This window comes from Methanolobus chelungpuianus (genome assembly GCF_024500045.1).
GTDB classification, from domain to species: Archaea; Halobacteriota; Methanosarcinia; order Methanosarcinales; family Methanosarcinaceae; genus Methanolobus; species Methanolobus chelungpuianus.
This window is the reverse complement of the sequence record NZ_JTEO01000002.1, coordinates 305,017-327,410: the sequence shown is the minus strand read 5'-3', so window position 1 is coordinate 327,410 and position 22,394 is coordinate 305,017. Positions and strand designations below refer to the sequence as shown.

Sequence of the window (22,394 nt, the reverse complement as noted above, 5' to 3'; positions counted from 1 at the left end):
CACCTCAGGCTACAATGGATGCGGTGGTTCCGATCTTCGGATACCTTTCTGCTGCTTCCCTGGCTACTGGACCCTTGAAGTCGGTTCCCTTGGGCACTCCGTCCTTATCTACGATAACTACGGCATTGTCCTCAAAAGCAACCCTGAGACCATCGGGGCGGCGGTATTCCTGCTTCTGGCGCACTATGACTGCAAGAAGGATCTGCTTACGCATCTCTGGTGTGCCCTTCTTTACGGACACGACACACATGTCTCCAATGCCTGCCTTTGGATATCTGTTCTTGACACCTCTGTATCCCTTGACAGCCACAATTTCGACCACACGTGCGCCGGTGTTGTCCACACATTCGATACGTGCTCCTTTGTTCAAAGCACGCGGGATAGTCGATCTTATACCCCTCATGCCTGTGCCTCCGCCTTGATGACAACATATGACTTTGTCTTACTCAATGGCCTGCACTCCGCGATCGTCACAATATCCCCTACCTTTGCATCAATACAGTCAGGATTGTGTGCATGAATCTTGGATTGCCTTTTCTCGTATCTTTGATATTTCTTGATAAGCATCTCGTGCTTGCGCTGGATGACCACGGTCCTGTCCATCTTGTTGCTGACGACAGTTCCTACAAGGACCTGTCCGCGGACGGGGAGCTGCCCATGGAAGGGGCAATTGACGTCATTGCACTCCTTTTCCGGGGCTGGGACATCCAATCCTATATCTCTTGCCATGATTATTACCTCATGCGTATTTTTCTTATGTTCTTTGTCCTGTTCTCAGGTTGTGAGACCAGAAGGTTCCCGTCTATTTTTACATGCCTCTCAGCATGTTTGCCCGATAAGCGGGCAGGTATCCGAAACACAAAGGTCGTGACAGCCTTCGGAACCATTATTTCGCTGCCAGCCTTTGTCAGAACAATGAGCATGTTCTTCGTTTCGTCAACCACTCTTCCGCTGATACCTATCAGCGCAGGGTTTGTGGCATCCACTACTTCAACACCTAATCCGATCAGTTCATGGAATATCAGTTTTGAAGCAGTGATTTCCACTTCATATCTCCTTCATTTCCTTCTGGATGGTCTTGACCCTGGCAATGGTCCTCCTGAGTTCCCCGATCCTGCCGGGGTTGTCAGGAGCGCCGCCTGCTGATGAGAGAGCACGCTCGCGCACAAGCTCGTCCCTCATCTTGTCAAGTTCGTCCATCCTTTCCTGGGGAGACATATCCCTGATCTCATTCAATCGAAGAATCGCCATTACTTCTCCTCCTTATGGACACGCGCAATGGGATGCCAGTAATCATAGCCGTCATGCTTGTGTTGCCATACACCATCTGTAAGCCTGCGCTGTTCATTGACAACGTCTTCCAGTGGTGCCGGCCCTTCATCGGGAGTGGTGCTTGCGTCTTCAGTAACATCAGAGACCACTGCATCCGCTTCTGTTTCAACCGGACCCAGGGATTCTGATTTTTCACTCTCAAGAGCTTCTGCGATCTCTTCCTCATCTGCGACCTCGCCCTTTGCCTCAGCTTCAACAAGCTTCTTTACGCCAGCCTTTGCATCCTTGCTGACGACTGCTGCTTCAGCCTTTGGTTCTTCTGCGATGTCCTTGAGGTGGAAGGAGTCAGGCAATACTGCTCCCGGAGGGATAATCCTTACTTTGCATCCAAGGGTTCCGAGCTTCTTGATAGCCACCGCAAAACCTTCGTCAACGATATCGTCAACAGGCTTCCCGGCGTGCTTGATGTAACCATCAACGATCTTCTCGACCCTGGACCTTGCGCCGGTGAGCTTACCTGAGATCACGATCTCACAGCCCAGTGCACCGGCGTTCATGATAGCTCTCATGGTGTTGTGGCCCGCCTTCCTGAAATACCAGCCTCTCTCAATAGAGGAAGCAAGGCGTGTTGCCATCATCTGAGCATTGAGTTCAGGCCTCTTGACTTCCTGTGCATCGATCTGCGGGTTGTCGATGTCATACATTCTGTCAATATCACGGGTAAGCTTACGGATGACCTTACCAGCCTTGCCGATAACCATACCAGGCTTTTCGGCGTAGATGGTGATCTGGGTACCCATAGGGGTACGGTTGAGCTCCATACCTCCGTAACCAGCCTTGTTGAGCTGTTTTGCGAAATATTCATCCATGGAGGCCTTAACATATCCCTCCTGGACGAATTTCTTCTCTATTGCCATTACCGCACCTCATTTAAGATAATCTCGATGTTTACTGTGTCCGTGTTCTTGGGACTTCCACGTCCACGGGCCCTGGCCATCATACCGTGTATCACACGACCCTGCTTTGTGGCAACGTGTGCGATATACATCTTGCTTGCATCCAGTCCCTTGTACTCGGCATTGCTCTTTGCGTTTTCCAGGATCTTCAGGAAAGCCTCGGCGGCCTTTACAGGGTATCTGCCTGTTGCCATCGGACCTTTCCTGTGGCCTGTGCCGTCGTGGAATCTCTTGAACGGAACTGCCTGCTTGAGCTCTACTACTCCTTCGAGATACCTCTGTGCCACATCGGTGCGCATTCCCTTGATGGCATGTCCGATCTCACGGGATTTCTTAGGTGATATGTGAAGCTCCGAACCCATTGCCCTGGAGGATGTTTTCGGTTCCAGGTCCACTGTGTATCCAATTCTTGCCATACTCTATCACCTTATTTCAGCGGAACGAACTTGCTTGAACGGGTTGCTCCGACACCTGCACTTCCGTGGGTGACCTTCGGACGTGTTGGTGCAAACTCTCCGAACCTGTGGCCGATCATTTCAGGCTGTACTTCGACTTCCACAAATGTCTTACCGTTGTACACTTCTATCTGCTTGCCTACCATCTCAGGGAATATTATGATATCCCTGTGATGGGTGCGTATGCTGTCCTTACCGTCCCTGAGTTGCTGCATGACATTCTTCCTGCCTTCAGTGAATCCCCTGCGGATGGTGCGGCGCTCACGTGCCGGCAGCAGCTCCGCAAATTCCTCAAGGCTCAGGGAGCGAAGTTCCTCAACCGTCTTGCCACGGTATGTATATTCACCCTTTCGTTTTGGTAATTTTGATGATGCTTTCTTTGCCATGATCTATTCCTCCGTTAACGCCTTCCTGTCCTGCGTGCTGCGATCTGTCCTACCTTACGTCCTGGAGGTGCATTCCTGCCTACAGTGGTTGGTCTTCCCGGGTGCTGCCTGTTACCTCCTCCGAAGGGATGGTCGATAACGTTCATGGCTACTCCCCTTACACGCGGGTACTTTGCAGCCCTAGTCCTCATCTTGTGGAATTTCTTACCAGCTTTCAGGAACGGCCTGTCAACCCTGCCGCCACCTGCGATGATACCGATAGTTGCACGGCACCTCGGGTTCATCCATTTCATCTCGCCGGATGGCATCTGTACTACAGTCTTGCCACGCTCGTGTGAAACGACAGTTGCATACACTCCGGAAGCCCTTGCGAACTGTCCGCCATCGTTCGGCCTGCCCTCTATGTTACATACAGGGACTCCCTCGGGGATCTCTGCCAGTGGCAGGATGTTACCCGGTTTTACTTCAGCGGAGATACCACATGCTATCTTGTCGCCGACTGCAATTCCTTCCGGCGCAAGGATCAGGCGTTCTTCTCCGTTATCAAATGAAACCTTCACAACAGGTGCGGAGCGGGCCGGGTCGTGTGTAACCTCAAGTACCACACCGTACACGGTCTCGTTCTCATCTACACGGGGATGCTTCATTGAAGCTTTATACCTGTGAGACGGTGCCCTGTATGTTGGAGTTCCACGACCTCTGTTCTGTGAAATTATTCGCTTACCCATACTAGTTCACCTCACATCAGACCTATCCTGGTAGCTATTTCGTGGGCAGCGTCCCTGCCTTCGAAAGTAACTATAGCCTTCTTCAGGCCATTCATTGTGCTCATCGTACAAACTGAAGCTACAGGGAAGCCATACATCTTCATTAGTTCGGATTTTATCTGATTCTTGTTAGCGCGGGAATCAACTATGAACTGAAGTTTGTTGTCTTCCAGGAGCATCATTGCTTTTTCAGTTATGAACGGGTACTTGATGGATGTCATTGGAACATTCCCTCCAGGTCAGCTATTGCGGACTCGGTCCATACTGTCAGCCTGCCTGCGTGGGTACCTGGTGCGAGGATCTCAGCGTTCAGTGAACTGACTGATACCACATCGACACCTGCAAGGTTCCTTGCAGACCTGAAGACTGCTGCATCGCCGGAAGCTACAATAAGGATACTCTTCTTGTTCCTGTATCTTCTGCCACGGAGCTTTCCTCTGCCTGCCCTTATGTTCCTGCCTTCCTTTGCGCGGAGCACGTCATCGTACACGCCTGCAGCCTGCAGGAAAGTGATAACGTCCTTTGTCTTCTCTATGCTCTCGAGCGCATTGTCAGCAACCAGAGGAAGCTGTGCTTCGAACTTATGACCGCGTCCCTTCACAAGGTCCGCATTGGCGGTTGAAGCAATGGCAGAGCGGATAGCCATAAGCCTCTCTTTCTTGTTGACCTTCTCGGTCCTGTCAGCCTCTACCTTTGGCGGGTGTGCCCTTCTACCACCAACTGCCTGCGGCACTCTTGCGGCGCGGCTTCCGTTGACGATCCTTGGCACCTGTGCAGCACCTCTGCCTGAACCCCATGACACCGCAGATGTTTCCATACCTGCATACAATTTTGTACCATAGGGCTGCAGCCTGTTTGCCTGTGCTGCGACGACCGCTCTCTTGATGAGGTCGGGCCTGTATGTTTCGTTGAATATCTCAGGCAGTTCCACATTGCCTTTTATATTCCCTGATAAATCGATAATATTTGCTGTAGCCATTCACTTCACCCCTGCTGAGACTGTGTGCTTACGTGGAGAAGCTGTGGTTCGCCCATCGCGGACACTTTTGCCCTTACAGGATCTCTGAGCCTTACAAGTCTCTTGGAAGGTCCGGGAATACTTCCCTTGATAAGTATATAATCTCCCCTTACAAGGCCGTAGTTGATGAAACCGCCTGCAGGGTTGATCTCTTCACCGTTAGTAGAGACCTTGAGGATACGCTTGTTGTATTCTGTCCTCTGGTGGTAGCCCATCTGACCAAGCTGAGGAACTCTCCAGCTTACGTGGTCAGGATGCCACGGACCGAGGGTACCGATCTGCCTGAGGCTTCCCTGACGGGAGTGTTTGCTCTTCATCAGATTGATGCCCCATCTCTTGACAGGACCCTGTGTGCCCTTACCTATAGTGATAGCTGCCACGTCGATGAATGCACCGTTGTTGAATACATCACTGATCTTGATCTCGCCGCCGAGTATTGATCTTGCGTACTCGAACTTTGCCTTGACATCGGAGCCGCTTACTGCAGTTTCCATGATATCGGAGTTCTTCTTGGGAACACCGGTCAGGCTTTTTGGCAGAGTATAAGTGACTACCTTGATATCAGAAACAGTGCCGTCTGCTATGAGACTGCCAATCTTCTCAAGGGATGCTTCGGTGTTTGCGTTCTTTGGTAAGTGTATGGTCTTCCCGAGGCTTGGGTCAAGCTCGGAGCTCCATGCCTCTGCAACAGCCTTGTCTCCATAGCTGTCGTGAGCGTAAGCCCTTATCGCAGCAACGCGAACAGCAGGTGTTTCCACAATTGTGACAGGCACGGATATCTCCATACCCTCAGTGAGGCTGTTCTTAACATCGTCCACCAGTATAACATGAGTCATACCTACCTTGTAACCGGCGAAGTCCTGAAGCCTTGGCGCTCCTGCAGACTCCGGCCATGAGTTGAACCTCGGTATGTGGCTTTTTGCTCTTTTGCGAGGACTGTAAGCGAGTGAACCTCGTCTTGGTCTGTGTCCTTTTGCCATTCTTATTCTCCTGATTCTACATTTTCTTCATAATCGACCATGCATTACTGCACAGCCCGAATGCAAAAAAGCCATCAAGTTTACCAGAATCACCGCTTCCGGGAGTCTGATCGCCATAAGAACTCCACGTACATATGCACGCACTCTTATAGCGGACTGCTGCTTTCCATTAACTGTTGACGGACCTTGGCATACCCTTTAACAGGTAAACTCCGGCGATCATCTCGAAAAGATTTAAACACATCTGCACTTTGGCGCACTATTTTGGTGCGCGGCGGGCATTCTTGAAGAGGCCCTGATACTTCATGTTAAATCCGACTTTTTCGCACTGTAATCTTAATTTGTTAGATACTCTTCACTGTAGCTAACGTTGCGCCATTAAACGTATATTAAGTATTTAAAGTCTTTGCACGCTTCAGAGAAACTTGAAGATGCATACACGCAGGCTTAAAATAAATATGATTTATAACGCAGCTTAACTTATACAATTTGATAAAAATATTATTATATACCCCATACATTATTAAGATTAAAAATATCTGATGTGAGTATATGGAAGTTAAAAAAGCCGTCATTCCAGTAGCAGGGCTTGGAACACGATTCCTGCCCGCCACCAAGTCAATGCCAAAGGAAATGCTTCCCATAATTGATAAGCCGGTTATCCATTATGTAGTAGAGGAAGCCATTGCTTCAGGCATAGATGACATAATATTTGTTACAGGCAGAAGTAAAAGGTCCATTGAGGACTATTTTGATGATTCACCGGAACTTGAGCACCATCTGAAACAAAAGAACCAGCAAAACCTGTTAAAAATCGTCCAGGACATTTCTTCAATGGTTGACCTGCACTACGTACGCCAGAAAGAACCAAAGGGTCTTGGCGATGCAATACTTACCGCCCATAAGCATATAAATGACGAGCCTTTTGCAGTGTTGCTCGGCGATGATATCATCGTTAATAAGACACCGTGTACAAAGCAACTGATAGATAACTTCTACAAATATGGAAGATCCACGCTGGCGGTTGAAGAGGTACCTCATGAAAAGACCGGCAGTTACGGTATAATTAAGGGTGTTCCACTGGACGACTCACTATACATACTTGAGGACATCATTGAGAAACCCGAGCCTGCAAATGCACCTTCCAACATAGGCGCTATTGGTAGATACGTATTTACGCCCGAGATACTGGACTGCATCAAAGAAACCACTATAGGGGTCGGCAACGAAATACAGCTTACGGACGGGATACGCCTCTTGAACAGTAAGCAGAAAATATACGCCTACAAGTTCACAGGTAAAAGATATGACACTGGTGACAAGACAGAGTATGTGAAAGCAATCATAGATTTTGCACTTGACAAAGAGGATATGAAAGAGCATATAAAAGAGCATATCAATACATATGCCCTGAAGCATAAGGATAAAAAATAATGTTGTAAAAATTAGGTTGCGGCTCAGACCCTGGTCTGAGCCCTCCCCAGTTCAAATGCCTTTATATTAACGTCCACTGTCTTCGGAGGCACAAGCTCCCTGACACAATCCAGCATGACCTCAGGAGAAACTGGCAGGTAGTTCGAGACTGCTCCCACCATGACAACATTCATGGCCTGCACATTACCCGCCCCTAGAGCTACCCGGGTTGCATTGAAACCTATCACTTTCCTTTTGCCCTCCAGCGATGCCATCATCTCCTCTATGCCAGGATATAAGCAAAGCCCGGAAGTCACAGTCACAGGCAGTATCGGAGCCGTGTTCACAATGACTATTCCATCCTCAGCCAGATAATCAAGATACCTGAGGGCTTCACTGGGCTCCAGTGCAAGCAATACATCCGCACCTCCCAGAGGTATCATCGAACCCAGCTCACAGCCTATCCTTATATGGTTGACAACTGAGCCACCCCTCTGGGCCATGCCATGTGTCTCGGCGGCGCGGATGGACAGTCCCTCCTTAACAGCCGCCCTGCCCACGATATCAGATGCAAGGATTGCTCCCTGACCTCCGACACCGGCTATCACAAGATCGAAGACAGATATTCCTTGAGCACTCATCTCTTCACCTCCCCTATGGCTTCAAACCTGCAGAGCCTGGCACAGACACCACATCCGGTGCACATGGCATTAATGCCTGCACGTTTTGCAGCCGCGTCAAACTCAATGGCAGGACAGCCGATCCTCACACAGACCTTACAACCCGTGCACTTCGCGGCATCTATTGCAAAAGGCTTCCTCCTTACGCCGGCACGCTTTGCGTCTATTACGCAGGCCTGCCGGGCTATGACCACGGAAGTACCCTTGAAATCCTTCGCCCTCCTGAAGACTTCTTCGGTCCTTTCAATATCATAAGGATCAACAACTTCCACGAACTGTGCACCCATTCCACGGCACAGGGCCTCAATGGAGACCTCCACTGTAGGCTCCCCGGTGACTGTTTTCCCCATACCGGGGTTCTGCTGGTGCCCGGTCATGGCAGTGATGCGGTTATCAACAATGGTCACAGTGATATCTGCCTTGTTATAGATGGCATTGAGCAGGCCGTTCATCCCGGTATGGAAGAATGTGGAATCACCTATGGAGCAGCATATGGGCCGCTTCTCACCTGCATGGTACAGCCCGCTTGCAACGGTTATGCTTGCACCCATACAGAGAGTGGTGTCCACTGCCCCATTCAGTATGCCCAGAGTGTAGCACCCAATATCGCTGGGGAATATAGCGTCTTTCCCAAAGGCTTTTTTCATGGCATGGAAGGTAGCCCTGTGAGAGCATCCGGGACACATCACGGGAGGCCGCTGGGGCAGTTCCAGGCCGCATCCTCCCGATTCGGCCCTTGCAATAATGCTCACTTCCGGCTTGCACCCTGCTTCAGGTATGCCCGCAAGTACATCCATGCATATCTCGACATTGAGTTCGTTAATCCTCGGGACCGGTCCTTTAATCTTTCCGACGATATTGGCCCGCATACCCATATCCTGGGCGATCATGCGCACCTGCTCTTCAATCATAGGCTCCATCTCTTCCAGGATAACTACCTTATCGACACTCTGCAGCATGGAGCGTATCTTGCCTTCGGGAGCAGGATAAGTCCCTATTTTCAGGAAGGATGCATTGGCGCCCAGCCTGAGGAGCGCCTCCTTTGCATAAACGGAAGCCACGCCTGAGGCTATCACACCAAAGTTTGAACCTTCACGTATCTCAAGCTCGTTCCATGGTGAATCTTCCAGTTCCCTTGAAATATCTTCCTGCAGCTGAAGCAGATGAGGATGGCGCATACGTGCATTCTTGGGTATCATGACCCATTTCTCAAGAGACTTCTCGAATTCAGCAATCGGCATATTCTCTGTCACCGACCCGGGTTCGATATCGGATTTACCGTGGGAGATGCGTGTCGTGGGTCTGAATATCACCGGGAGCTGCATTCTGCCGGACAGGCCGACGGCATAAGGTATCATGTCCTTTGCCTCCTGCGGTGTGGCAGGATCAAGACAAGGGATAAGTGAGAACTGCGAATACCTGCGGGAATCCTGCTCGTTCTGTGAGGAATGGCATGACGGGTCATCAGCCACGATTATTATCATACTGCCCTTGACCCCTGTATAGGCCAGTGTCATTAGCGGGTCTGCAGCTACATTCAGCCCCACATGCTTCATGGTCACAAGGGAACGCACACCCGCCATCGCAGCACCTGCAGCTACCTCAAAGGCGACCTTCTCGTTCACCGACCATTCTATATAGAAATTCCTTTCCTTCATTGACGCAAGGGTACCGATAATTTCGGACGAGGGCGTGCCAGGGTAACCGGATATTACCTGCACCCCAGCTTCCACTATACCGCGTGCTATCGCATCATTTCCCAGCATATACTCGCGTTTTCTCATGAGAATCTCCTGCTAGCCCTAACCTAACGATTATTAATAAACATATCCTACGTAAAAAAGAGATAATCTTCAGGAGTCGCTTAGATATTCCTCTTCACGCGTTTCATCATTGGTCCGGCAATAATACCCTGTTATCCCCTGATCTATTTACTCCGACCAATGCCCATATCTGGATGAACAGCATCAAGAGAGTGCAAGTGAACACCATGCAGAAATAAGCATATTGTGCTGCTGCAGGAGATGGAAAAACTTGATAATGCTTCGGTTCTACAGGATCTATGATATCGGGCTGGAAATAGATCTTGACTGGCTGGAAAAAGAACTTGCCAGGAGTTTTACTACCGCCAGGACGGGATTCCTGCGCGTTAAGCCAACATCTATTCTAATGGATGTCACGCCTCTGACTATCGGTATGGGGCAGTCGGTCGTTCAAAAGGAAGGCAAAACATTCAGTTTCAATGTCTTTGCCCGCATATTTGATATAGGGGCCATCAGCCTGTGCTTTGTCTATGAGAGACCGGAATCGGATTTTGCGCTCCTGGAGGAAACAGGACTGCTCTTTGCAGGGCAGGAAGGTCTTTCCGACCTGTTTCTGACACACCTGAATACACTTGCGGATATACTCAGACCTCGCAGCAGGGGTTTTGCTTTAAATCCTGATTTCTTTGAGGATTACACAGTATACCTCATGGACTGGATGGATGCTTCCATAGACCCGATACCCTTGCTTGCAGGAGAAAAAAGGGAGTTCTCCCCCCAGATGATAGAAGAGATCTTCAGGGACTCGCAGAGCTATACAAAAGAGGATATTGCCATCCTTTCCTGGGACTCGGCGCTGCTCTGTAAGCCTGACAGCCCCACCGATCTTTTCGATCTCATTGAGTTTGCTAACGTCCAGGTCTTTGAGCTACGCTACTATGACAGGGAACTGAGCCGCCAGATGGGAAAGATGTACGAAGATATCGTGCTTGCCGACAGGCTATCCCCTTTAAGAAGAAGGCAGAAGTACCGGAAGATAATGATGCAGCTCATGCAGAATAATGCAGAGCTGTCCGAGATAACCGAGAAGGTCAACAACCTTGTCAAGGTAACAGAGGATGCCTATTACGCCAGGGTCTACGCGGCTGTCCTGAAGACAATGAGAAGCAGCCAGTGGAGTGAAAGCGTGAACCATAAGATCAAAGTTATCAGGGACAATTATTCCATGCTGTCCGAAGAGGTCCGCATCCAGCATTCCAATCAGCTGGAATGGATAGTAATAGCCCTCATTGCATTTGAGATAATCATGGCGGTGGCGGAAAGAGTAATATGAACGATGTAGTGATCTCCTTTATAAAAAAAGTGGTCAAGACCATCATAGGTGAACTTCATGCTCACCGCCCCTATGCAGAACAGTACGAATGTCCTGAATTTCTCCTGAGGTACCAGGGACACGGTCCTTTTCCCAATGGATGAGCCCGTGATAGCCGCCAAGAAAAGCAGCGGAATAAAATGGTAGTACTCCTGCGGGAGATATCCGCCTGCCAGGTAGACCGGTATCCTGGAGATATCCACGGCCAGGGATACTGCCGCCAAACAGGGTATTCCTTTGTGTTGGCTGTACAGAGAGGGCCTTAAAATGGAGAGAGTGACATAACCAACAAGGAAGATGCCAAGGATCAGCTTCAGGACAGACTGCGGGACAGAATCTACAAGCAGTGCACCGATAATCGTGAATAGGATGCTTGGAACACCGAACCTGAGAAGCAGGGATCTGTCAAAGCCATGCCGGAAGAAGGCAATCCTGCCAATATTTCCTGACATGTGGAATATAGCTACTAATATTAGTGCAGTTCTGAGATCAAAGAAGAACAGGGCTACCGGAAGGAGGATCGCCGAGGAGCCAAAGCCCGCCATGGTGCCGACTATCTCTGAGAAAAAGGAGGCTAAAAGAAAGAGGATATCCGGCTCTGGCATCACAGGAATATATGCAGGACAGATTAAAAGTATTATTCGACACTTATGCTGACTCTTTTTACTACCTGAGCCCACTTCAAATCGTAATCGACAAATATATGTGTAAAGAATTATTTGCAATAGCTTATATCCTAGTTACGGGAGACATACCCCATATCCTATTTTACGAATCTATCCGGATGATCATTCATGGTTACAGATATAGAGGCCAAGGTAATACAGGCAAAAAGAGCATCAATAGTCCTAGCTAGTGTTGATACGGTGACAAAGAACGCTGCCCTTGAAGCTATGGCAAGGGCGCTGGACGAGAACCGCGACAGGGTCCTGGAAGCAAACAGGAGGGACGTTGAGCTTGCGGAGAAGCTGAAAAGGAAAGGCGAGCTTCCGCAGGCAATGGTCGACAGGCTCAAGGTCAATGACAGCAAGATCACCGGGATGATAAGCGGCATAAGGGATGTCATAAGACTGGACGATCCAGTAGGTAAGACGATCGATGCTCTTGAGCTGGACAATGGCCTGGACCTCTATCAGGTAAGCTGCCCTATCGGCCTGATAGGAGTCATCTTTGAGGCGCGTCCTGACGTTGTACCCCAGGTCATGTCCCTGTGCCTCAAAAGCGGGAATTCCACAATATTCAAGGGAGGAAGCGAGGCAGCGTGTTCCAACCGTACGATATTCGACCTGCTGCTGGAGGCTGCAGAATCCGTAGAGGGAATGCCGGAGGGTGCTTTCCAGTTGATAGAGACCAGGGAGGAAGTGAAGGACCTCTTAAGCATGGACGCATACATAGACCTGCTTATCCCCAGGGGCTCCAACGAATTCGTAAAATTCATCCAGGACAATACAAGGATACCTGTCCTGGGACACGCGGACGGCATATGCCATGCCTATGTTGACAGTTATGCGGACCTTGGCAAAGCATACAGTGTTTGCCTTGATTCAAAGGTACAGTATCCGGCAGTCTGTAACGCCATTGAGACCCTGCTCATCCACGAGAGTGCAGTTGACAGGTTCCTGCCTGCAATGGCACGCATTTATGACAGCGCAGGCGTTGAGATGCGATGCGATGCAAGATCCTACTCCATCCTTGAACACATCGATTTCCTCAAGAGCATTGTCAGGGCTACTGAAGAGGACTGGTCCACAGAATACAACGACCTTATTATTTCCATCAGGGTCGTGGACTCCATCGAGAGTGCCATTGAGCATATAAACACATATGGTTCCCATCACACCGATGTGATCATCACAGAGAACCCATTGAACAGAAAAGCATTCACAGACCTTGTGGACTCCTCAAGCGTAATGGTGAACGCGTCCACCAGGTTCGCTGACGGCTTCCGGTATGGCAAGGGCGCGGAGGTAGGCATCAGTACCAACAAGCTCCATGCCAGAGGCCCGGTGGGTATGGAAGGACTCCTGATATACAAATATATAGTACTTGGTGACGGTCACAAGGTAGCAGATTACGTTGGTCCTGATGCCCGCGGGTTCACCCACAGGAAGCTCAGCAAGGACCTTTCGGAGACCATCAATAGGGAATAAAATGCAGTGAACGCACAGAAGCAAGTACCTAATATATCCTTACACAGAGGCAGTGATCGTGATCAATCGGAAAGAACTGTTTAAAGGCCTTAATAAAATAGTAGTGAAGATAGGCACATCTTCCATCAGTACGGAGGACGGGAGACTTAACCATCGTTTCATGGACGGCATGGCAGCCCAGGTTGCTGCACTTCATGGACAGGGAAAGCAGGTCATCCTGGTAAGCTCAGGTGCCATTGGTATAGGTATCGACATACTGGGTCTTGGTTGCCGCCCCAGGGAAATACCAGTCAGGCAGGCCTGCGCTGCAGTGGGCCAGAGTGTGCTCATGCAGGAGTGGAGCAAATCCTTTGCCAGGCATGACCTGAAAGTGGCCCAGATACTCCTGACCTACGAATCATTCTCGAACAGGCTCACTTACCTCAACCTGAGGAACAGTATTTCCACACTGCTCAGCTACGGGGTCATCCCTATCATCAACGAGAACGACACCGTCTGCGTCAATGAGATCGAAGCCACTTTCGGGGACAATGACAAGCTTTCAGCCGTGGTGGCGAGCAAGACGGAGGCAGACCTGCTGATAATACTTTCCGACATCGACGGCCTCTATGACAAGAACCCGAAACGCAACAATGATGCCCAGATGATCAGTGTCATCGAGGATATAACTCCTGAAGTGGAGAGTTATGGAGGCAGCCCCACCAGTATGAAAGGTGTTGGCGGGATGCGCACAAAGATCGATGCGGCCAAGATATGCCACATGTCCGGCTGCAACATGATAATTGCAAACAGCAGCACCGATGACGTTGTCAGGAGAGTGCTTGAAGGGGAAAATATAGGCACATTGTTCCTTGCGAACCAGGAAGTTCACAAGAACAGGATACGCTGGATAATACTTTCAAAAGCCTCAGGTTCTGTAGAAGTGGACCAGGGTGCAAAGGATGCCATAACTGACAGCATGAGCCTGCTCCCTTCGGGGATAATCAATGTCAATGGGAGTTTTGATAGGGGAGACATCATAGAGATCAGGTGTAATGGCGAGGTTTTTGCAAAGGGCATAACGGACTATACATCAGAGGAGCTTGAGAAGATTAAAGGCAAGCATACCAACCTGATAGCAGACATCCTTGGCTACAAGAACTACAATAACGTCGTCAAAAAAGAGAACATAGGATTATTCAATCACTCGGAAAAGCATTGATCTCTTCCGAGGATTCCCACTCGACTTCCAGCAGGTGCCTGAATATGGTCACTAACTCCTTTCCGTCAGACCACAGCGCAGTCAGATCCTCCTTATTCCCTGCCGCTTCTTTTATATCTATGAGCACTTCCCTTGAGTCGACAACCATGACACCGCCTTTGGAAGGCAGTTCCCCTTCCTTTCTGGCATACAGCCTTACATGAGCTCCGGGCAGGGCCTCTGATATGAAGAAGGCCTTTTCATGGTCATAGGATATAAGACGGACCTTCACGCCGGAGCTTATCTTCTCCGATAATATTCCAAGCATCATGCACTGCTTTTTCTCGGCAAGCCTGGAAGTAGCTCCTGGTATCTTCCTGTAGAACGGATGAGGAGCTGTCAGGAAGAGCTCTTCTTTTGTGCTGCTGAGCAGCTGTATCATCTTCTCTGTCACATGGCGATACCCGTTTATTGTCCAGGTGCCCTCTTCCTTATCACCTGCAGCAGCTGAACGGTAAATATCCTCAAGCTGCCGGAGCGCATTGGAAGACTCGATCGTGAAATCCTGCTTCAGCCTCTCTATCGCATCCTCGGGAGGAACGCACTTATATTTCAGAGGCTTGGTGTTATGGATCTCAACAATGCCCTTATCTTCCAGTTTTTTCAAAGCACCATACACAGCGGACCTGGGAATGCCTGAAAGCTCGTGAACATCAGCAACAGTACTGCTGCCTTTTTTAGTGAGAGCTACAAGTACTTTGGCTTCATAGGCGGTAAGTCCGAGGTTACGAAGTGAATCAAATAAAGTGGCCATGTTATCGATAGAATTCTTCTATATACGAGATTCAGAGGAACGATTGGTAAGTGTGTTCGATGAACCGGACATGAGGAAGGAGGAGATAAGGAAGCCCTATCCCTCATTCTTTTACTCCTTCTTTTTCAGGAACCTGCCATATACGAAGTATCCTGCCACAGCAACAAGAGCGAGAACTATAACTGCCAGGATCCCTGCATTTGCTGCAAGCCCGTCAAAGGCAGATCTTGCGGGCAGTGTCTGTGTCCTTATCTTGAGAGTATCGGAGATCCGGCTGTGCCCGTCACTGTCTTCATATCTGATCTCGCTGTTGATGGCATAATCTTTCGGTACGGCCGACTCGTCCACCTTCAACCTGAAGAGCGCCCGTGCAGTCTCCCCGGGTGCAAGAGAACCCAGGAATGCCTGGTCATCCGTTGTACTGAAGGGAGTATCTGCGCTTATCCTTACGATAGCATCTTTCACAGGCTCCTCACCACTGTTCCTGAAAATTACGTAGAGAAGGTTCTCCTGGTTTGCATAAAGATCGCCCTCTACATCCACCACTTCAAACTTTGCCTCATCCTTTACGATAACGTTCACTGTCTGGTTCTGATGTCCCACTGCATACCACAATCCGACCTCCATATTGGTTATTCCGAGATCGGTTTCATCATCCCCGCTGATCTGCACATTCTCCTGATAACCATAGAAGAGGTCGAGCCTGAGAGGATAAGTGCCTGCAGGTGCGTTCTTTGATATCTCGATATTGAACTTTATTGGATCTTCGACCTGCTGGCCGCTGGGCAGCGTCCCTGCTTCCTGAGGACCGGACTTGACCTTGATATAGGGAGTGCTTGAATTGAGCACCGCGACTATGCCGATAGCCGTGGTTCTCTGTGATTCATAACCCATCTCTGCCTGCTGGATCTTCTGATCGAGGGTTGATACGGAGTCATATCTTGTCTCAGACTTGAAACCTGTAATAACGCCCTTGTTGATCAGGTTGAGATTGATACTTACCTTATCTCCCCGCGAGAACTCATTGCTTCCTACGAATGTGGCGCTCACATCCGGACCGCCATATACCGTATAGTAGTTCTCGTCGAAATTGAAGAAATCAGGCAGCTTGATGTCCATAACGGCCATCTGCGCACCTGCAGGCACTACGGCCTGCATAATTATAATCATTAATATAAAGATTGAAGTTGCTTTCTTCAGGCTTCCTATTCTAGGCATGATCTTACTCCTCTGTCCTAATTGATGCTATCCTTTGCGATTCTTTTTCACGGTCTTTATGATCAGTACGATACACATTACCACTATACCTGCCAGAGCCAGAGCGGTAATGTTAAATTGTCTCTCCGAAGACTGCATATCCACATTGGCTTTCATATTCCCGGAGTAGGCAAGGTCTTCGTTCACATCGCGGTATTTCACTTCCGTATCAAGGGCATACATCTTATCAAGCGCCTCCCTCTCTGAAGATATGCTGAAAGATACGGTCCTGCTCTCACCCGGCATAAGCGTACCCATGGGCCTTACCGAGCTGTCGGTAGCGAGCGGCTTCATTACTATCAGCCTGGCAACCGCATCTGCTGCAGGAAGCTCGCCCATGTTGGTATAGGTGATGTTGACAAAGCTCTGCCTGCCGGCTATGAGTTCACCTGAAACATTCGTCACTTCGAATTTGGCGGCAGGCTTTACGATAACAGGAACCGAAAGTGTCGTGTTTACAGGAGAATAGTATTTGACATGGTCCAGGTCCGGCAGGCCCAGGGCCACTGCCTCTCCCCGGGTCATCCTTACATCACTCTGATACTCGTAGGTAACAGGCATTTCCAGCACATAGACTCCGGCAGGTGCGTTATTGGAAACAGTAATGGTGTAGACGAGCGGATCCTTTGGCAATGAGCCGGGATACAGGGGGTCTTTCAGCGTCTGGCTGCTGGTAGTGGGATCTACCTTGATATATTCCGTACCGGAAACCAGGCTCGTCTTTACCCCATATGCGGTCGTCCTGAGCTTTTCATACTCCAGCTCCTGCAAAGAAAGAGCGTGGGCCGAAGTAGACGCACCTACACTGGTGATGCTTTTGACACCATAGAATATTCCCCTGTTAGAGAGGACCAATTCCAGGTTGGCCGTTTCCCCTCTTTCGAGTTCGGTGTCACCCAATACGGAAACGGATATATCCGGTTCACCATAGCTCCGGTAGTAGTTCGTAGTGGTTTGATAAGACGGAGGTATGAATTCCTTTGATACAGATGCAATTGCCACAGGCATCATCGCAGCCATAAGGATACAGATCCCTGCAGCAATCAGGCTAAACCTCCTCAGAAGCATTCTTTCATTTATATCCATCACAACGCTGCCTCCTTATGGGCTGTTTTTACATCAGAACCTGCAATTTGCAGTGTACGCTCACTCTTTCGGGCTCTGCGGCTCTCACGATGCTTATCGAGCAACACGATAACAGCCGGGAACACAATGAAAGAAGCGAGCAATGCCAGAATGACATCCATGACGGTTATGAAGCCGAAATTGCTTGTCATACTGAAAGGTGAGGCTATCAGGGCTGAGAAACCGAAGACTGTCGTAAGACCGGAAGTCACGATCGCCTTTCCGATCTTGACACTGGCTTCCCTCATTGCCTCTTCGGGAGCCGCACCCTTGTCCCTTTCCTCGAAGTACCTTTCCATCATAAGCACCGCATACTCCGAGCCGACACCAAGGATAAGAGCTCCCAGTGTGGCTGTCATGGGAGTGTACTCCACGCCCAGGTAATACATCAGGCCGCCTGACCAACCGATCACCATGAACATTGTGACTACCGGCGTCAGAGCCTTCAGGTAATCACGGTAGATCACAAGCAAGCCGGCAAAGACCAGTACGAGTCCAAGCAGGGTCATGAGCATACGCCCGGATGTGAGTGCCGAGATGACCGTGAAGAATACAACCGATCCACCTGTGATTGTTACACTGGTGCCCGGCGGTGGCGGCATCCATCCTATATCCTCCTGTACCACACGTGTAAGGTCCTTAATGCCTTCAAGCCCGAGCTCTCCCATGGCATTGCCGATTCCCAGGTTAAGGATCAGCATGTTGTTGCCATGGAGCAGCCTCTCTCTCTGGACTTCCGGGACCTGTGCATACAATGCCCTGATCTCCCGGGAATCATCTGGTATTGTACCGCCGTTCATGGACTTGACAACATCAACGATACTGGAAGAACTGTAGATGTGACCTCTGTTCTCAACCTCGTGGGAAGAGAAGCGATCTATCCACTCAAGCAGCTGCGGGTTTGCATTGTCGTCTGTTTTTATGATGACATTGAGCTCCTCACTCCCTCCAAGGATCTCACCCATGTGCACCAGGTCAATAAGCGCAGGCATATCCTGCGGAACGAATGTCTGTACATCGGTCTGTATAGGAACCTGTGCATCAAAATATAGCCCTCCGAGGCAAAGGAAACCTGCAACCCCTATCACTAGGAGAGGATGGCGCATGGAGAGCACGGCTGCCTTTTCCAGAAGCCTGTCTGTAAGGTCGGGTTCATGGACTGTCTCCTCATGCTTTGCTTTCTTGTTCACATCCGGTATTTTCCTTCTGAAAGGAAGCTTACTGAGAACAGGATGCTGAGAAAACTCATGGAAGCCATAGAGGACCGTAACGCCCACAAAGAGAGAGGCAAGGAAGCACATTATTACGCCTATCAGGAGCAGTTTCCCAAAGTCCTGCACCATGGGGACGGAGGATGTGAACAGCGAGGCAAAACCAAGCGCTGTAATGATGAGCGCTATCAGTACCGCAGGACCTGTATGCTTAACGGTCTCTATCACTGCAGTGGCTGCCGAATGATTGCGCTCGAACTCCTCTTCGATGCGGTTATGGAACTGGATAGCATAATCAATACCAAGGCCTATAAGTACAGGGAAGGCTGCCATAGATACCATGGTCATCGGTATGTCCAGGTATCCCATTGCACCGAATGTGAATATAATGCCAAGCAGGACCACCGGAAGAGGCAGAAGTCTCCAGCGAACATGCCTGAAGACAAGATATAATACAAGAACCATCAATACCACTGAAATAACAAGCAGAGTGCCCATGCTTGTATTCATTTCCTCGTTCATTGCATTGCCGAAGGCCACATCGCCCGTAACTATTACCTTGTAGCCGGGAGGAAACTCGGCAAAACCGATAGCATCCTGTGTCTCCCTGAGGATTTCCTCCTGCATGCTTTCAGAAGTTGTACCACTGAACACAACAGATATGACAGCATGCGTCCTGTCAGGCATTATATACGAAGGCATATCGGAGGCAATTATAGAATCGAGGGTGTCAGAATCATCCGGGAGCGTACGGCTGCCTGTGTTGCGGTAATTGGCATCCTTTATCACCTGGGAGGGGGATGTAACCTCCAGCACGCCCGGAATATTCCGGGTGATCTGATGTATCCGGTCCATTGCCTGCAAGGCGGCCGGGTCTGCTACATCATCCCCCTCCACCAGTATTACTATGGATCCGGTACTGAAAAGGTTGAGATAGAGATGATCAAAATCCTGATATAGAGTTGAGGTCTTCTCAACGAAGGTATCCGTACCCGACTTCATTTCTATGAACTGGGCACCCTGGAATGATATGATGATGCACAGAAAAGCGATGAGAATTATAGGGATAGTATTATCTTCAATGAACTGACCAAGCTTCTCAAATAGATTTTTGATACATAAGCCCCCTCGATTTTTAGTCAGGTTTGAACATCTATGATTTGGGGATAGATAGGATTGATTCTATAAATACTTTGTCAAAATGCGGTTTTCTGTTGTTATTTCAATAACAACAAACCAAAGTATGCAAGCCAGAGCACGTGTGATACAGAAGTGAAAGCCATTGATGCTGAAGTACAGCATTATGCAAAACTTGATATCAGAAAAGGATGACTACCTCAGTGATGGATAGAAGAATCGAAGTGGAAAATGAAGTCCTCCGCAGGGTGAAACCATCCCCGGAAGAGAAAAAAAGGCTTCTGGCAGTAGTACAGGACCTGCTCAGTAAAGTGGATTCTACCGCTGCCGGACTTGGTGTCAGTGGCATCCGTGCAAAACTGGTAGGTTCCGCTGCCAGGGATACATGGACATCCGGGACGCACGACCTTGACATATTTATCCCGTTCCCTGTGCAGAAGACCAGAGACGAACTGGAAAAGTATGGCCTCCTGATAGCAAGGGATATCGCAAAGGGTGCAGACAGGTATGAAGAGCGCTATGCCGAACATCCTTATCTTAATATGCACTACAGAGGGTTCGATGTTGACATGGTACCCTGTTTTGCAGTCGGCTGCGCCTCCGATATGAAATCTGCTGTTGACAGGACGCCTTTTCACAGCGAGTTTGTCAAAACGCATATCAGAGGGATGGAAGACGAGGTTCTCAAGCTGAAGCAGTTCATGAAAGGGACCGGAGTATATGGTTCGGAACTGCGCACCCAGGGTTTTTCCGGCTATCTTACAGAACTGCTGATCATCAGCTATGAATCCTTCGAAGGAGTCATATCCGGCGCATGCAACTGGAAACCTGGAGTGGTCATCGACCTTCACGGGCATGGGACAGTGACACACAGCGAATCTCTTGTAGTCGTTGACCCCACCGACCCCAAGCGGAATGTGGCTGCTGCACTTTCCCTGGACAGGTTTTGCAGGTTTATCGACGCGTGCTGTTCATATCTGGAGGAACCTTCCCTTAGCTTCTTCTTCCCCGAACCGGAGATACCGCTTACAGACCAGCAAGTACTTGGCATGATCAGTGAGAGGGAAAGCTCCTTTGTGGCAATAGTGTTCGGCAAGCCGGACATTGTTGAGGATGTGCTCTATCCTCAGCTGGACAAGATGGAATCGAGCGTAAGAGCATTGCTTGAACAGCATGGCTTCAGTATATTGAACAGTAGCAGGTGGGCAGGAGAACAAGCCGCCATCGTAGTGGAACTGCTTTGTGCGAAGCTGCCTGATGTGAAAAAGCACAGGGGCCCTCCTGTATGGGAGCGTAAGCATGCACAGAATTTCATTTCAAAGTACAAAGGCTCTGCAGACACTTTTGCCTTTTACATAGAGGACGGATACTATGTGGCAGATATAAAAAGGAAGTTCACGGCAGCAAAAGACCTTCTCCAGGAAAAGCTGGCTGCCTGCTCTATGGGAAAACAGCTTACCGAATCCGTAAGGCAGGGGTTCAGGATACTGGAGAATGAGGAGATCTGCCTTATAGAAGAGGAGGATTTCAGGCGGTCCCTGAATAAATGGAAAGGGAACTGAACCTGCCATTCCCTATTGTACTCATCCCCTTCCTGTTTGCTTTCCCTCGGCCACGATCATACAAGGCCTTCAAGCCTTTTCTGGTAGAAGAAATACTGCTGAGCGTAGCCGCAGTACTCCCCGAAGTACATACGCCCCCAGTCACCAATCTTGCTTTTTGTGACGCTGCCGTTGAAGAACTCATGGCTGCCATAATAGTACCTTACGACCTTTTCCACATGGGTGTCCACTGGGAAGGCTTCCATTTTCCCGAATGCAAAGAGCAGGATGCAGTCCGCAACTTTCTCACCTATGCCCTCCAGGAACATCAGCCTCTGTCTTGCTTCCCTGTAGTCGGCGCTGAAGAGCTCGTCCAGTACAAGATTGCCACCCATCACATGCCTTGCAGCCTTGACAATGCGACCGGACCTGAATCCCAGCTTGCAGTCCCTCAGCTCGCCATCACACAGGCCGGCAAGGGTTTCCGGCTCCGGGAAGCTGTAATAGCCATCCCCGATCTTCTTTCCGTAGCGGGCTGATAACAGGGATATGCCTCTCTTAATATTGGGAATGCTCCAGGCCGTGGCGAGCATGTAGGATATCAGGCACTCCCAGGGATCCTGTCGTATAAGCCGGAGCCCCCTGTACTTACTTATAGCTTCGTCCATGAAAACGTCCCTGTTGACCCGGCGCAAGATATCATCGAGGTCGTCATCGAACCTGAAGTAGTGTTCAAGGAACTCTTTTGGCAGGGAGGAGTCGACAAGCACTTTACCTGTCACTTTGTCCTGCTGCAACCGCACGACGCTGCCTTTCACAACACCCACCCACCAGTCACCGGGCTTGTCCCATCTGAACACCTGACCGCAGTCCAGAGTGTAATCAAGATTGAAATCCTCGCAGAAGAGCTCGTACAT

General features: G+C 49.6%; 24 protein-coding genes. 5 read left to right on the top strand and 19 right to left on the bottom strand.

Going from position 1 to position 22,394, the window contains the following annotated elements:
• Positions 1–4 precede the first annotated feature (4 nt).
• From PV02_RS02490 to rpl3p, 11 genes are read right to left on the bottom strand one after another with little or no spacing between them, the layout of a single operon-like run.
• Positions 5–403 carry a 50S ribosomal protein L14 gene (locus PV02_RS02490; protein ID WP_256621795.1) on the bottom strand — a complete coding sequence of 133 codons (399 nt, stop codon included), beginning with the start codon at positions 401–403 and terminating at the stop codon, positions 5–7.
• Positions 400–729 (bottom strand): 30S ribosomal protein S17, encoded by a 330-nt coding sequence (locus PV02_RS02485; RefSeq protein WP_256621794.1) that lies wholly within the window; start codon positions 727–729, stop codon positions 400–402. The genes PV02_RS02490 and PV02_RS02485 overlap by 4 nt, the downstream gene beginning before the upstream one ends.
• 5 nt (positions 730–734) lie before the next feature.
• A complete protein-coding gene (rnp1, locus tag PV02_RS02480; RefSeq protein ID WP_256621793.1) occupies positions 735–1,046 on the bottom strand; it encodes a ribonuclease P protein component 1 in 312 nt (103 codons plus the stop codon).
• A 1-nt stretch (position 1,047) separates the two neighbouring features.
• Positions 1,048–1,251 carry a 50S ribosomal protein L29 gene (gene rpmC / locus PV02_RS02475; protein WP_256621792.1) on the bottom strand — a complete coding sequence of 68 codons (204 nt, stop codon included), beginning with the start codon at positions 1,249–1,251 and terminating at the stop codon, positions 1,048–1,050.
• Positions 1,251–2,189, bottom strand: coding sequence for a 30S ribosomal protein S3 (locus PV02_RS02470; protein WP_256621791.1), 939 nt, complete (start codon positions 2,187–2,189; stop codon positions 1,251–1,253). The genes rpmC and PV02_RS02470 overlap by 1 nt, the downstream gene beginning before the upstream one ends.
• Positions 2,189–2,644, bottom strand: coding sequence for a 50S ribosomal protein L22 (locus PV02_RS02465; protein ID WP_256621790.1), 456 nt, complete (start codon positions 2,642–2,644; stop codon positions 2,189–2,191). The genes PV02_RS02470 and PV02_RS02465 overlap by 1 nt, the downstream gene beginning before the upstream one ends.
• Before the next feature lie 11 nt (positions 2,645–2,655).
• A complete protein-coding gene (locus PV02_RS02460; protein ID WP_256621789.1) occupies positions 2,656–3,069 on the bottom strand; it encodes a 30S ribosomal protein S19 in 414 nt (137 codons plus the stop codon).
• 14 nt (positions 3,070–3,083) lie between these two features.
• Positions 3,084–3,797, bottom strand: a complete 714-nt coding sequence (locus PV02_RS02455; protein ID WP_256621788.1) for a 50S ribosomal protein L2 — start codon at positions 3,795–3,797, stop codon at positions 3,084–3,086.
• Between the two features lie 11 nt (positions 3,798–3,808).
• Positions 3,809–4,057 (bottom strand): 50S ribosomal protein L23, encoded by a 249-nt coding sequence (locus tag PV02_RS02450; RefSeq protein ID WP_256621787.1) that lies wholly within the window; start codon positions 4,055–4,057, stop codon positions 3,809–3,811.
• Complete coding sequence (gene rpl4p / locus PV02_RS02445) at positions 4,054–4,815, bottom strand: 50S ribosomal protein L4 (protein ID WP_256621786.1); 762 nt, start codon at positions 4,813–4,815, stop codon at positions 4,054–4,056. The genes PV02_RS02450 and rpl4p overlap by 4 nt, the downstream gene beginning before the upstream one ends.
• Positions 4,816–4,820: 5 nt before the next feature.
• Entirely contained in the window at positions 4,821–5,834 is a 1,014-nt protein-coding gene (gene rpl3p, locus PV02_RS02440) for a 50S ribosomal protein L3 (protein ID WP_256621785.1), read from the bottom strand.
• A 552-nt stretch (positions 5,835–6,386) separates the two neighbouring features.
• Here rpl3p and galU point away from each other — a divergent pair.
• The gene (galU, locus tag PV02_RS02435; protein ID WP_256621784.1) at positions 6,387–7,268 is read left to right on the top strand and encodes a UTP--glucose-1-phosphate uridylyltransferase GalU; all 882 of its coding nucleotides are present in this window, start codon (positions 6,387–6,389) and stop codon (positions 7,266–7,268) included.
• 23 nt (positions 7,269–7,291) lie between these two features.
• Here galU and PV02_RS02430 read toward each other — a convergent pair whose 3' ends face one another.
• Together PV02_RS02430 and iorA are read right to left on the bottom strand one after the other, a co-directional pair.
• Entirely contained in the window at positions 7,292–7,888 is a 597-nt protein-coding gene (locus tag PV02_RS02430; RefSeq protein ID WP_256621783.1) for an indolepyruvate oxidoreductase subunit beta, read from the bottom strand.
• The gene (gene iorA / locus PV02_RS02425; RefSeq protein WP_256621782.1) at positions 7,885–9,711 is read right to left on the bottom strand and encodes an indolepyruvate ferredoxin oxidoreductase subunit alpha; all 1,827 of its coding nucleotides are present in this window, start codon (positions 9,709–9,711) and stop codon (positions 7,885–7,887) included. The genes PV02_RS02430 and iorA overlap by 4 nt, the downstream gene beginning before the upstream one ends.
• 250 nt (positions 9,712–9,961) lie before the next feature.
• Between iorA and PV02_RS02420 the strand changes: the two genes are divergently transcribed.
• Positions 9,962–11,023, top strand: a complete 1,062-nt coding sequence (locus PV02_RS02420) for a hypothetical protein (RefSeq protein WP_256621781.1) — start codon at positions 9,962–9,964, stop codon at positions 11,021–11,023.
• On the opposite strand, the gene PV02_RS02415 is transcribed toward PV02_RS02420, so the two are convergent.
• Positions 10,951–11,667 (bottom strand): sulfite exporter TauE/SafE family protein, encoded by a 717-nt coding sequence (locus PV02_RS02415; RefSeq protein WP_256621780.1) that lies wholly within the window; start codon positions 11,665–11,667, stop codon positions 10,951–10,953. The genes PV02_RS02420 and PV02_RS02415 overlap by 73 nt on opposite strands.
• A 189-nt stretch (positions 11,668–11,856) precedes the next feature.
• On the opposite strand from PV02_RS02415, the gene PV02_RS02410 reads away from it, so the two are divergent.
• Both PV02_RS02410 and proB read left to right on the top strand, forming a co-directional pair.
• Positions 11,857–13,212, top strand: coding sequence for a glutamate-5-semialdehyde dehydrogenase (locus PV02_RS02410; RefSeq protein ID WP_256621779.1), 1,356 nt, complete (start codon positions 11,857–11,859; stop codon positions 13,210–13,212).
• Between the two features lie 58 nt (positions 13,213–13,270).
• On the top strand, positions 13,271–14,413 hold the full coding sequence (gene proB, locus PV02_RS02405) for a glutamate 5-kinase (RefSeq protein WP_256621778.1): 1,143 nt from the start codon (positions 13,271–13,273) through the stop codon (positions 14,411–14,413).
• On the opposite strand, the gene PV02_RS02400 is transcribed toward proB, so the two are convergent.
• The 4 genes from PV02_RS02400 to PV02_RS02385 all read right to left on the bottom strand — a co-directional run bounded on the left by PV02_RS02400 (position 14,391) and on the right by PV02_RS02385 (position 19,858).
• Positions 14,391–15,206: a TrmB family transcriptional regulator gene (locus PV02_RS02400; RefSeq protein WP_256621777.1), complete on the bottom strand. Its 816-nt coding sequence runs from the start codon at positions 15,204–15,206 to the stop codon at positions 14,391–14,393. The two genes, proB and PV02_RS02400, sit on opposite strands and share 23 nt — an antisense overlap.
• A gap of 111 nt (positions 15,207–15,317) precedes the next feature.
• Positions 15,318–16,424, bottom strand: coding sequence for a COG1361 S-layer family protein (locus tag PV02_RS02395; RefSeq protein WP_256621776.1), 1,107 nt, complete (start codon positions 16,422–16,424; stop codon positions 15,318–15,320).
• 27 nt (positions 16,425–16,451) lie between these two features.
• Positions 16,452–17,549 carry a COG1361 S-layer family protein gene (locus PV02_RS02390; protein WP_256622139.1) on the bottom strand — a complete coding sequence of 366 codons (1,098 nt, stop codon included), beginning with the start codon at positions 17,547–17,549 and terminating at the stop codon, positions 16,452–16,454.
• On the bottom strand, positions 17,549–19,858 hold the full coding sequence (locus PV02_RS02385; protein ID WP_256622138.1) for a hydrophobe/amphiphile efflux-3 (HAE3) family transporter: 2,310 nt from the start codon (positions 19,856–19,858) through the stop codon (positions 17,549–17,551). Before PV02_RS02385 ends, PV02_RS02390 begins: the two co-directional genes overlap by 1 nt.
• 284 nt (positions 19,859–20,142) lie before the next feature.
• Here PV02_RS02385 and cca point away from each other — a divergent pair, with 284 nt between their 5' ends.
• Positions 20,143–21,498 carry a CCA tRNA nucleotidyltransferase gene (gene cca / locus PV02_RS02380; RefSeq protein WP_256621775.1) on the top strand — a complete coding sequence of 452 codons (1,356 nt, stop codon included), beginning with the start codon at positions 20,143–20,145 and terminating at the stop codon, positions 21,496–21,498.
• Between the two features lie 56 nt (positions 21,499–21,554).
• Here the strand turns inward: cca and PV02_RS02375 are convergent, their stop codons facing one another.
• Complete coding sequence (locus PV02_RS02375; RefSeq protein ID WP_256622137.1) at positions 21,555–22,394, bottom strand: DNA-3-methyladenine glycosylase family protein; 840 nt, start codon at positions 22,392–22,394, stop codon at positions 21,555–21,557.

Coding starts and splice junctions, on each gene's coding strand:
- PV02_RS02395 (WP_256621776.1), bottom strand. CDS start 16,424: ATGCCTAGAATAGGAAGCCTGAAGAAAGCAACTTCAATCTTTATATTA.
- rpmC (WP_256621792.1), bottom strand. CDS start 1,251: ATGGCGATTCTTCGATTGAATGAGATCAGGGATATGTCTCCCCAGGAA.
- PV02_RS02415 (WP_256621780.1), bottom strand. CDS start 11,667: ATGCCAGAGCCGGATATCCTCTTTCTTTTAGCCTCCTTTTTCTCAGAG.
- PV02_RS02455 (WP_256621788.1), bottom strand. CDS start 3,797: ATGGGTAAGCGAATAATTTCACAGAACAGAGGTCGTGGAACTCCAACA.
- PV02_RS02375 (WP_256622137.1), bottom strand. CDS start 22,394: ATGTACGAGCTCTTCTGCGAGGATTTCAATCTTGATTACACTCTGGAC.
- PV02_RS02390 (WP_256622139.1), bottom strand. CDS start 17,549: ATGGATATAAATGAAAGAATGCTTCTGAGGAGGTTTAGCCTGATTGCT.
- cca (WP_256621775.1), top strand. CDS start 20,143: ATGGATAGAAGAATCGAAGTGGAAAATGAAGTCCTCCGCAGGGTGAAA.
- iorA (WP_256621782.1), bottom strand. CDS start 9,711: ATGAGAAAACGCGAGTATATGCTGGGAAATGATGCGATAGCACGCGGT.
- PV02_RS02430 (WP_256621783.1), bottom strand. CDS start 7,888: ATGAGTGCTCAAGGAATATCTGTCTTCGATCTTGTGATAGCCGGTGTC.
- rpl3p (WP_256621785.1), bottom strand. CDS start 5,834: ATGGCAAAAGGACACAGACCAAGACGAGGTTCACTCGCTTACAGTCCT.
- PV02_RS02470 (WP_256621791.1), bottom strand. CDS start 2,189: ATGGCAATAGAGAAGAAATTCGTCCAGGAGGGATATGTTAAGGCCTCC.
- PV02_RS02400 (WP_256621777.1), bottom strand. CDS start 15,206: ATGGCCACTTTATTTGATTCACTTCGTAACCTCGGACTTACCGCCTAT.
- PV02_RS02460 (WP_256621789.1), bottom strand. CDS start 3,069: ATGGCAAAGAAAGCATCATCAAAATTACCAAAACGAAAGGGTGAATAT.
- rpl4p (WP_256621786.1), bottom strand. CDS start 4,815: ATGGCTACAGCAAATATTATCGATTTATCAGGGAATATAAAAGGCAAT.
- galU (WP_256621784.1), top strand. CDS start 6,387: ATGGAAGTTAAAAAAGCCGTCATTCCAGTAGCAGGGCTTGGAACACGA.
- PV02_RS02490 (WP_256621795.1), bottom strand. CDS start 403: ATGAGGGGTATAAGATCGACTATCCCGCGTGCTTTGAACAAAGGAGCA.
- PV02_RS02410 (WP_256621779.1), top strand. CDS start 11,857: ATGGTTACAGATATAGAGGCCAAGGTAATACAGGCAAAAAGAGCATCA.
- PV02_RS02450 (WP_256621787.1), bottom strand. CDS start 4,057: ATGACATCCATCAAGTACCCGTTCATAACTGAAAAAGCAATGATGCTC.
- PV02_RS02465 (WP_256621790.1), bottom strand. CDS start 2,644: ATGGCAAGAATTGGATACACAGTGGACCTGGAACCGAAAACATCCTCC.
- PV02_RS02485 (WP_256621794.1), bottom strand. CDS start 729: ATGGCAAGAGATATAGGATTGGATGTCCCAGCCCCGGAAAAGGAGTGC.